Annotated in this window: 10 protein-coding genes; 2 read left to right on the top strand and 8 right to left on the bottom strand. The window is 36.3% G+C overall.

The annotated features are described in order from the left end of the window. Window positions 1-232: 232 nt before the first annotated feature. Entirely contained in the window at window positions 233-1,132 is a 900-nt protein-coding gene (locus ACQKII_RS22080; protein ID WP_427462602.1) for a DMT family transporter, read from the bottom strand. Window positions 1,133-1,266: 134 nt separating this feature from the next. Between ACQKII_RS22080 and ACQKII_RS22075 the strand changes: the two genes are divergently transcribed. Continuing rightward, the gene (locus ACQKII_RS22075) at window positions 1,267-1,989 is read left to right on the top strand and encodes an MgtC/SapB family protein (RefSeq protein ID WP_427462601.1); all 723 of its coding nucleotides are present in this window, start codon (window positions 1,267-1,269) and stop codon (window positions 1,987-1,989) included. A gap of 15 nt (window positions 1,990-2,004) precedes the next feature. After that, window positions 2,005-2,997, top strand: a complete 993-nt coding sequence (locus tag ACQKII_RS22070; RefSeq protein WP_427462600.1) for a cation diffusion facilitator family transporter — start codon at window positions 2,005-2,007, stop codon at window positions 2,995-2,997. 41 nt (window positions 2,998-3,038) lie between these two features. On the opposite strand, the gene ACQKII_RS22065 is transcribed toward ACQKII_RS22070, so the two are convergent. The 7 genes from ACQKII_RS22065 to ACQKII_RS22035 all read right to left on the bottom strand — a co-directional run bounded on the left by ACQKII_RS22065 (window position 3,039) and on the right by ACQKII_RS22035 (window position 9,178). Next, a complete protein-coding gene (locus ACQKII_RS22065) occupies window positions 3,039-3,776 on the bottom strand; it encodes a hypothetical protein (protein WP_427462599.1) in 738 nt (245 codons plus the stop codon). Between the two features lie 411 nt (window positions 3,777-4,187). Then, a complete protein-coding gene (locus ACQKII_RS22060) occupies window positions 4,188-5,351 on the bottom strand; it encodes an iron-containing alcohol dehydrogenase (protein ID WP_427462598.1) in 1,164 nt (387 codons plus the stop codon). A 69-nt stretch (window positions 5,352-5,420) separates the two neighbouring features. After that, window positions 5,421-5,609, bottom strand: a complete 189-nt coding sequence (locus ACQKII_RS22055) for a BTAD domain-containing putative transcriptional regulator (protein ID WP_427462597.1) — start codon at window positions 5,607-5,609, stop codon at window positions 5,421-5,423. Between the two features lie 3 nt (window positions 5,610-5,612). Beyond that, window positions 5,613-5,855, bottom strand: coding sequence for a hypothetical protein (locus tag ACQKII_RS22050; protein WP_427462596.1), 243 nt, complete (start codon window positions 5,853-5,855; stop codon window positions 5,613-5,615). 17 nt (window positions 5,856-5,872) lie between these two features. Continuing rightward, window positions 5,873-6,214, bottom strand: coding sequence for a hypothetical protein (locus ACQKII_RS22045; protein ID WP_427462595.1), 342 nt, complete (start codon window positions 6,212-6,214; stop codon window positions 5,873-5,875). Between the two features lie 442 nt (window positions 6,215-6,656). Further along, a complete protein-coding gene (locus ACQKII_RS22040; RefSeq protein WP_427462594.1) occupies window positions 6,657-7,901 on the bottom strand; it encodes a Glu/Leu/Phe/Val family dehydrogenase in 1,245 nt (414 codons plus the stop codon). Window positions 7,902-7,984: 83 nt separating this feature from the next. Continuing rightward, window positions 7,985-9,178 carry an ornithine--oxo-acid transaminase gene (locus ACQKII_RS22035; RefSeq protein WP_427462593.1) on the bottom strand — a complete coding sequence of 398 codons (1,194 nt, stop codon included), beginning with the start codon at window positions 9,176-9,178 and terminating at the stop codon, window positions 7,985-7,987. Window positions 9,179-9,228: the final 50 nt, after the last annotated feature.

Raw genomic sequence — 9,228 nt, 5'->3', positions numbered from 1 at the left:
TGATGTCCAAAATTTTGTTTCGTTCACTTACCGAAGTTAGCTACTAAAAACTTTATTGATTACGTTTTGCTTGTTCAGTTTTCAAGGTTCATGTTATCACCGCTTTGTTTCAGCGACTTTATTATCATAACTCGTTTTTAACAAGAAGTCAACAACTATTTCGAAATATTTTTTCTCAAGTAATCCTTCTTGTTAAGGACAAGTAATAATATATAATATCATTCATTTTAAATCAAGCTTTTTTTGAAAAAAACTTTAAAATCTTTTTATCATCTATAACAAACAAAATTATACCGAATAGAACAATTAAACCACCAATGATTTGCGTTGCTATTAAATACTCTTGGAAAATAAAAATCGCTAATACCGCTGCACCAATCGGTTCAAATAAAATAGCTATTGATACAACATTCGTACTTACGTATTTAATAGACCAATTAAATACTGTATGACCTAATAAATTTGGTACAATTGCTAATAAAATAAACCATATCCAATCCATTGTTGCGTATGGACCGAATGACTCTCCTTTAATAAGTACATATAAAAACAACGTAATCGTACTTACTACATAAACAATCATGGTATATGTCACAAGTGATAGCCGTTTACGTACATCTTGACCAAATAATAAATAGGCGGTAATAAGTGCACAAGCGATAAGTGCAAGTATGTCCCCATAAAATGCTGAACCGCTTAATTTAAAATCTCCCCAACTTATCAATACACTTCCGATTATAGCAATCCCACCTGCAAAAATTGTTTTCACAGTAATTTCCTCTTTAAAGAAAAAATATGTACCAACAAACGCAAATAGTGGCTGTAGCGTCACAAGAACCGTAGAACTCGCAACAGAAGTGTAGTTTAGTGATTCAAACCACAGAATAAAGTGGAATGATAAGAATATACCCGCAATTGAAGAAAACAACCAATCCCGCTTCGATAATTGTTTTAACTCAGCAGTATATTTCCAAAAAAATAATGGTGCCATGATTATCACCGAAAACAACATTCGATAAAAGGCGATGATGCCCGCTTCCGCATTTGCTAACTTCACAAAAACGGCCGATAAAGAAACAGCCATAACACCGACAAAAATAGGGATATACGGATGAATTTTTGGTTGCTCCATTGAATTCCACCTCCAGTTGAAAAATGCTTATACATCAACAGGTTCGTGATGTACAATACAAAAAAGTAATGCACATATAATAATGACAGCTTGCATATCTCTTAGCAATACGAAATATCGGTGGAGGGTTGAGAATGGGAACACTATTAGAAAATATGATTACATATGAAGTTGGCATAAAATTAGTCATTGCAGCCACATTAAGTTTAGTAATCGGTATTGAAAGGGAATTAAAAAAGAAACCTGTGGGATTGAAAACGAGCTTAGTTATTGCGACGTTCAGCTGTCTACTAACAATTATTTCGATTGAGACCGCCTACTCAACACCCCCAAGAGCAGATATTAATATTACAATGGATCCACTTCGTTTAGCAGCACAGGTGGTGAGTGGCATCGGCTTTCTTGGAGCAGGGGTTATTTTAAGACGCGGTAATGATAGTATTTCAGGCCTAACAACTGCCGCGATGATATGGGGAGCCGCGGGTATTGGAATAGCAGTTGGCGCAGGTTTCTATATGGATGCTACATTAGCTGTTATTATCATTGTCTTTGGTATTGAAGTATTGTCCCCATTCCTTATGAAAATCGGACCAAAACGAATTCGAATGAGAGAGATATCATTAAAAGTCCAGATTGAGGATGATTGTCATGCGGAATCTTTTCTTCAGTTTTTAAAGGAAAATAATATTATTATTGAAAACATACGAATTAAAGATATACCACTAAGAAATGATACTGTATTACATGAATTGGATTTACGATTATCATTAATTATCTCAGATAACTTACTGTCGTTTTACCGTTCATTGCGAGCCTTATCTTATGTAGAAAAAATTGAGATGGAAATTTTAAACTAGTTGGAGGAAACTTCTATGGCAGAATTATTGAAACTATTAAAAGATGGCAATAAACCCTCCCTCCTGGCTGCATGTGTCAATGCCTTTTTAGGGATCATTAAAGGCATTGCATTTTCATTCACAGGGAATGTTGCCATGTTTGCAGAAATGATGCACTCACTTGGCGATGCAGCAAATCAGTTATTCGTTTATATTGGTTCAGCACTTTCAAAAAAAGCACCTACGAAGCAATTCCCTGGTGGGTTTGGTCGAATCGTTAATCTAGTATGTCTATTCGCCGTCATTATTGTAGCAATTCTTTCTTATGAAACTGTAAAAGAAGGCTGGCATCATTTCATGCATCCTTCTGGTGAGTCAAAAGGAATGCTCATTGCACTTGGTGTTTTATTTATTGGGATTGTGTTAGAGAGCACAGTACTTGCTAAAGCAGCTGTCGAAGTGTTACATGAGGCTGGGCAAGAAAAAGCTGGCATGGCTTCTATCGCTAAATCATTCTCTTATTTAAATCGCGCCAAACCTGCAACAAAGTTAGTGTTTATGGAAGATTTAGTAGCCACAGCTGGTAATGTATTAGCATTTGCTGCTATTTTAATTGCACACTTTACAGGGTGGGTAAGAATTGAAGGCCTTGTATCAATCATTATCGGCTGTATGATGTTTTATGTAGTCGGCAAGGTATTTCTTGATAATGCTCGCGGTGTTATCGGTGAAACGGATGAGGAAATGCTCAATCATATCGCCCACCTGGTAATGGGTAATCCTAATATTAAAGACATTGTACGTTTAGAGGTTGTTAAAGAAGGTGAGTTTTTACATGTCGAGCTCGTTGCAGAAGCTGACGCTCATTTATCACTTGCTTACTTAGATGATGTACGCGACCATTTGACAGCGGTTATTTTAAGTCAGAAAGGTGTATCAAAAGTAGCCATTTTATTTGATGAAGATGATGGTCAATTCAACTGGATACATGTCGGGGACAAACCAACAAGCTCGACGACTGAACATTAAAACAATAGCCAATTGCCTTATTTCAGGCAGTTGGCTATTGTTTATACAGGTACTAAATGATACCGTTCACGTTTGATTTTTATTTCACTTAAGCGATCAGATATTTCCTCACTACTAACAAAAACATGGTTTGTCACCATAAAAGTTAATAACATTTTTAATGCAATGATTTTTTTCACACCTTGTTGTTGGATGACTATTTTAGAGAATTTTAATGTTGCTAAACGATTGGCTAAGGCGTATTCTTCAGCTTTTGAAATCTCACTTCCATCTGCATGACACCCTAAAATAAAATTACCAGCATGGGAATCCTTCAACACATTAGGATGCATAGATTGGTAATGCACCTCTACAATTGAATCTTCAGCATTCATCATTTGATGGGCGACCAAATAATATTTTAAAGCACCTTTTAAATCAATCGCGATCGCTGTATCCGCTAAAATTGTCCGATAATAAACTAGAACAATTTCAGCATTTCCTATGTAAGGCTCCACTTCTACAACGATTTCACCAGAAGGACGTACAAATAATTGTACAATTGCTTTATTTACACCATCTGTACATATAATATTTGTCTGGCCGAATTGGAGACTCTTGAAAAATATACTTTTATCAACAATATATCCAGTGACAATTTCTTCATTTTCAATAATCAGCGACTTCGCGTCAATTCCCAACACTTTTATACAATTATGCATTTTATAAACTTGCTGTTGGAATGGCGTTTCTATACAATGCAATGTGACAATTCGGTCTTCAATCAATTGTTTCAACATTTTGTTTTCTCTCCAATCTTTGTTTAATATTGACTTTATTTTAATAAAGCTAGTTGAACAAATTCTGAACAATCCTACAATTAGCGAGAGAATGCGACAAAAAACCTGTTGTTTCCTATAATTTGAATTTACAACCAACAATCCCTCTACTTTGTTTTTCGACAACTAATGTTAATTAATACCAAACAATTTTTCCGAATATTCTGAAATTACAAAATACATAGATATAAAGGATTACATTTTTACTCTATTAATACAAATTTTAAATATCAACTTATTTTATATCGGTCTATTTAATTATATTGTAGTACTAAAGAAACTACCACGACAAATTTCAACATTTATCGTTAAGTTTTCTTAACCTTTGCAAAAAAATGTGAGACTACAAAGCGTAGCCTCACATTTACAATATTAAAGAGAGTTTTGTAAAATTGTACGGACATCTTCTTCCTGTAACTTATTAAAATTACCAAAAGGTCCATTATGCATGGCATGTTCCACAATTTGATTGAATTTCGAATCATCAATATCATAATCTGCTAAGCGACTTGGTGCACCTAATGATGTCCAAAATGCTGATAGACGGTCGATTCCTTCATAAGCAACTTCCTCTGTTGTTTTACTCGTCCCATCAACACCGAAGACACGTATCGCAATTCCAGCAAAGCGCTCTGGATTTACCGGTACACTTAAACGCATCCAATGTGGCTGTAAAATAGCTAAACCACCCGCATGTGGGATATCATAAATCGCTGATACAGCATGCTCGATATCATGTGATGCCCAATCGCCGCGAGAACCCATCGATAAAAAGCCGTTTAAACCTATTGTTCCAGCTAATAGAATCGTTTCACGTAACGCAACATTCTCTAAATCCTCAATTAGTTTTGGTGCTGTAGCAATTACTGTACGTAAGACACCCTCACACATTTCATCTGTGATTGGCGTATTCGTTGTATTATGGAAATATTGCTCAAATACATGTGACATCATATCAACCATACCGTATACTGTATGATTTTTCGGTACTGATACAGTGTACGCTGGATTTAAAATTGAAAATCTCGGAAATGCTGCTGGACTACCCCAGCTTAACTTTTCTTCGGTTGCGGCGTTCGTGATTACAGAACCAGCATTCATTTCAGAACCTGTTGCAGCTAGCGTTAATACCGTTCCTAATGGTAATGCCTCTTTTGCAAATACCTTTCTCTTTACGATATCCCACGTATCACCATCATATTTTGCACCAGCAACTATTAATTTTGAACAATCAATAACGGAGCCACCACCGACAGCAAGGACAAGATCAATACCTTCTTTTTTACATATATCAATACCGAGACGTGCTGTCTCAACACGAGGGTTCGGCTCAACACCGCTCAATTCAAAAATTGTTTTATCCGCTTTTTGTAATTTCTCAATGACAGCATCGTATAGACCGTTATTCTTAATGCTACCTCCCCCATACACAACCAACACCCTATTACCGTACTGCGTTAACTCCTCTGATAATTTCTCTAGTGCATCTTCACCAAAGTGTAATCTAACTGGATTATGGAATGTAAATGAATTCATGGAAATCGCCCCTTTCTAGTTGGATTTTCTCATATTTATAAGAGGGAAAGCAAAGATTTAAGCACCCTACTAAACATGTATCATGTAATCGGCATAAACTTTGACAATTTTATCGGGAATAGGCACACCTAATTCTTCTTTTAATTTTCTCTTGATTCTCTCATAACATCGTACACACTCTTGTTTTTTATTTTGCACGGTTAAAAATCGCAATAGTAAATACATATAATGCTCATTAAATTCATCTAATTCTAGCATTTTTTATAAACAGTTTAATTTGAGCAATGGATTGATTTCATTCGTCTTTGTGATATACGTTTCAAGTAAATGTAATACGCTTTGTTTTAAACGTAACTGAATTTGAAATGCCCAAGGGTATTCCTCATCTTCTAAGAAGTCCCCTTCATAGCAGTTTAAAAGCTGCTGTATAGACCATTCATCATGATTTTCACGTTCTAACAATTGACTAATCTCTGCATAATCACTATCGATTTCAATATTCAACTGATAATGATTATTGATTAATTGAGAACCTTTACTTTGACATGATAAGTTCCAAAAGCAAGACCCTCTTCATTCTCCTGAACAAAGTCATGCCAGTTTGCAGGTACATCAATCGTCATACGCCTATCTTTATAGGTATCCAAAGACTCCTGCTGTGAAATTAGGACATTCGGATAAAAGGACCATTCCCCTTCAAGTTTTACAATGTTATTCTTTTGTAACTGCCCCTCTTCAATCGTTACAGCACCATCTACTACAATTTGTGGGTTTTCAGTGGAAAAATAATGCCAATTCCCTATAAAAAATACAACTATAAACAGCATGATAATGCTCACGATAATCAAGATATTTTTTTTCATTATCAAGCCTCCTGTTAAACTATTAAGTAAGTAAGAAATCCATCTGACAGTTTGTATAGAGCGAACCTTTTATAAATTACACCAATGATATTGCTTATTTACATTTTCAATTAACTTGCACATATTCGTTATGTAAAACACGACTTTCTACTATTATATATGTAACGCCTTATATCGGCTCCTATCGTAAACTCTATCATAGGACTATTGAACAAAATCTGAACATCTATCAATTTTAATTTAAAGATTGCATGAGCCCATACTAGGTCAATATTTTTCATTAGCACAGAACGATTAGACGGCAGATGATGTACCTATTTCATATTCTTTTTAAAAAGAACTTTTAGTAGCTATGTTAAAAAACAAAAAGCGCCACAAAAAAAAAAAAAAAAACGAACCATCCCATTAATTGGGAATGATTCGTTTTTCATTTATATATTGATTAAACCCATCCACGGAAGCGAGATGCTTCTGCAGTGCGGCGAACACCTACCATGTAAGCAGCTAAGCGCATGTTAATGTTACGTGTAGTCGCTGTTGTATAAACATTGTCAAAGGCTTCAACCATTTTTTTGTAAAGGCGTTCTTCTACTTCTTCTTCTGTCCAGTAGTAACCTTGGTTATTTTGAACCCATTCAAAGTAAGAAACTGTAACTCCACCAGCAGATGCTAATACATCTGGTACAAGTAGAATGCCACGTTCAGTTAAAATTCTAGTAGCCTCAGATGTTGTTGGACCATTCGCTGCCTCTACTACAATGTTTGCTTTAATGTTATGAGCGTTGTCGGCAGTAATTTGGTTTTCTATTGCAGCCGGTACTAAAATATCACAATCAAGCTCTAATAATTCTTTGTTTGAAATTGTGTTTTCAAATAAAGTTGTTACTGTACCGAAACTATCACGACGATCTAATAGGTAATCGATATCTAAACCTTCCGGATCATGGAGTGCACCATAAGCATCAGAAATACCGATTACTTTTGCACCTAAATCATGCATGAATTTTGCAAGGAAGCTACCCGCGTTACCGAAACCTTGAATAACGATGCGAGCACCTTTAATGTCAATTCCACGTTTTTTTGCTGCTTCTTCGATAACAATTGTTACACCTTGTGCAGTTGCACGGTCACGACCTTGCGAACCACCAAGTACAAGTGGTTTACCTGTAATGAAACCTGGTGAGTTGAATTCGTCCATACGGCTGTATTCATCCATCATCCAAGCCATGATTTGTGCATTTGTAAATACGTCTGGAGCTGGAATATCTTTTGTAGGTCCTACGATTTGACTCACTGCACGAACATAACCACGGCTTAGGCGTTCGATTTCGCCCATAGACATTTGGCGCGGGTCACAAATAACGCCGCCTTTACCACCGCCATACGGTAAATCAACAATCCCACATTTCAATGTCATCCACATTGAAAGCGCTTTAACTTCTTCCTCAGAAACAGCTGGGTGGAAGCGTACGCCACCTTTAGTTGGTCCTACAGCATCATTATGTTGCGCTCGGTAACCAGTGAATACTTTTGTTGTACCGTCATCCATTTTAACTGGGATGCGGACTTGTAACATGCGAAGTGGTTCCTTTAATAATTCATACATTGCTTCGTCATAACCAAGTTTATTTAAAGCATCTTGAATGACATCTTGAGTTGATGTGAACAGATTTAAGTTTTCAGACATATTAAATCGCCTCTTTGTTTTTATTAATGATAGTATATCGGCATCATTGTAACACACTTCCGAATTAAAATGTGAACATTTTGTTAAAGTTTAAAAACTTTTTCAATTTGCGCGATTGACCAATCTAAATCTTCTTGTGAAATGACAAGTGGTGGTGCAAAACGAATTACTGTATCATGTGTTTCTTTACATAATAAACCTAATTCTTTGAGCTTTTCACAGTATGGACGAGCTGATTCTGTTAGTTCCATTCCGATAAATAATCCACGACCACGAACTTCCTTAATAACAGGGTTATTAATATTTTGAAGCTTTCCTTTGAAATATTCGCCAAGGTCATGTGAACGCTCTGCTAGTTTCTCATCTAGTAATACTTTAATTGATGCAATCGAGACTGCACAAGCTAAAGGATTTCCACCGAAAGTAGAACCATGTGAACCTGGGTTGAATACGCCTAAAATGTCTCGGTTTGCAGCAACACAAGAAATTGGGAATACACCGCCACCTAAAGCTTTCCCTAAAATATACATATCCGGTTCAACGTTTTCCCAATCACATGCAAACATTTTACCAGTACGTGCTAGACCAGCTTGGATTTCATCAGCGATAAATAACACATTGTTTTCACGGCATAGCTCACGAGCAGCTTTTAAGAAACCTTCTGAAGGAATGACAATACCAGCTTCTCCTTGAATCGGTTCAATTAAGAATGCAGCTGTATTTGGTGTAATTGCCGCTTTAAGCGCTTCTAAATTACCATAATCTACAAGTTTCACATTTGGTAGCATTGGACCGAAACCACGACGATACTCTTCATCAGAAGATAAAGATACAGCAAGCATTGTACGACCATGGAAGTTCCCATTACATGCAATTAGTTCTGCTTTGCCATCTTCTACACCTTTTACATCGTATGCCCAACGACGAGCCGCTTTAAACGCTGTTTCTACTGCTTCTGCACCAGTGTTCATCGGTAATACCATTTGTTTATTCGTTAATGTCCCAACAAGCTCATACCACTCACCTAGGTTTTCGCTATAGAAAGCACGAGAAGTTAATGTCACTTTGTCAGCCTGTTCTTTTAACGCCGCGATGATTTTCGGATGTCTGTGCCCTTGATTGACAGCTGAATAAGCTGATAACATATCTAAATATTTGTTACCTTCTGGATCTGTTACCCATGCACCTTCAGCCTCCGCTATAACGATTGGCAGAGGATGATAGTTTGCAGCACCATAATTTTGCGTTTGTTCAATTACTTGTTGCGATTTTGTCATATAGTATTCTCTCCTTATACTTCATGTTGAAATAGTTCTATAAAAGAGAG

Origin of the sequence: Lysinibacillus sp. NPDC048646 (genome assembly GCF_050272295.1) — a bacterium.
In the GTDB taxonomy this organism is placed as follows: domain Bacteria; phylum Bacillota; class Bacilli; order Bacillales_A; family Planococcaceae; genus Lysinibacillus.
The sequence above is the reverse complement of the archived record's forward strand: the minus strand, read 5'-3'. Positions and strand labels throughout refer to the sequence as shown.

Bases quoted from the DNA above. Each gene is read 5' to 3' on its own strand.
- ACQKII_RS22040 (WP_427462594.1), bottom strand. From the start codon at position 7,901: ATGTCTGAAAACTTAAATCTGTTCACATCAACTCAAGATGTCATTCAA.
- ACQKII_RS22080 (WP_427462602.1), bottom strand. From the start codon at position 1,132: ATGGAGCAACCAAAAATTCATCCGTATATCCCTATTTTTGTCGGTGTT.
- ACQKII_RS22070 (WP_427462600.1), top strand. From the start codon at position 2,005: ATGGCAGAATTATTGAAACTATTAAAAGATGGCAATAAACCCTCCCTC.
- ACQKII_RS22055 (WP_427462597.1), bottom strand. From the start codon at position 5,609: ATGCTAGAATTAGATGAATTTAATGAGCATTATATGTATTTACTATTG.
- ACQKII_RS22060 (WP_427462598.1), bottom strand. From the start codon at position 5,351: ATGAATTCATTTACATTCCATAATCCAGTTAGATTACACTTTGGTGAA.
- ACQKII_RS22045 (WP_427462595.1), bottom strand. From the start codon at position 6,214: ATGAAAAAAAATATCTTGATTATCGTGAGCATTATCATGCTGTTTATA.
- ACQKII_RS22065 (WP_427462599.1), bottom strand. From the start codon at position 3,776: ATGTTGAAACAATTGATTGAAGACCGAATTGTCACATTGCATTGTATA.
- ACQKII_RS22035 (WP_427462593.1), bottom strand. From the start codon at position 9,178: ATGACAAAATCGCAACAAGTAATTGAACAAACGCAAAATTATGGTGCT.
- ACQKII_RS22075 (WP_427462601.1), top strand. From the start codon at position 1,267: ATGGGAACACTATTAGAAAATATGATTACATATGAAGTTGGCATAAAA.